1 pseudogene is annotated in these 615 nt (G+C 59.5%); it reads left to right on the plus strand.

The annotated features are described in order from the left end of the window. Window positions 1-493 (plus strand): annotated as a pseudogene (locus G3O00_RS43105) (transposase); the annotation flags it as partial. Window positions 494-615 lie beyond the last annotated feature (122 nt).

A 615-nucleotide genomic window follows, 5' to 3' on the forward strand; every position in this document is an offset into this window, starting at 1 on the left:
ACCCGCCAGGCGCTGCCAAGCCGAGCGCCGTGACCAACCAGCGCAATGGCACGGGCGCCAAGACAGTCCTGACCGAGGACGGCCCGATCCGTATCGAGGTGCCTCGCGACCGCGACGGCAGCTTTGAGCCGCTGGTGACTCCCAAACACGAGAGACGCTTCATGGGTTTCGACGACAAGATCGTCGCCATGTATGCCCGGGGCATGACAGTGCGCGAGATCCAGGGATTTTGCAGGAGCAATACGGTACCGAGGTTTCGCCCGATACCGACGAGGTCATGGCCGAAGTGACCGCCTGGCAAGCACGGCCGCTCGAACCGATGTATCCGGTGGTGTTCTTTGACGCGCTGCGGGTCAAGAATCGCGAAGAAGCGGTGGTGCGCAACAAGGCGATCTACCTTGCACTGGGCGCTCTACCCGACGGCACGCGTGATATTCTGGGCTCGTGGATCGAAGGCACCGAAGGCGCCAAGTTCTGGATGAAGGTGTTTGACCCTGTCTCGATTCCACGTACAGCAAGAAGTTTGATAACTTTTTGACTGTATGGAGAACAGAATGGCAGAGAACGTGGTGCCGAGAAGGCAATACACGCAGGAATTCAAGGTGGAGGCGGTGC

Source organism: Burkholderia sp. Ac-20384 (genome assembly GCF_017104605.1).
Classification (GTDB): domain Bacteria; phylum Pseudomonadota; class Gammaproteobacteria; order Burkholderiales; family Burkholderiaceae; genus Burkholderia; species Burkholderia lata.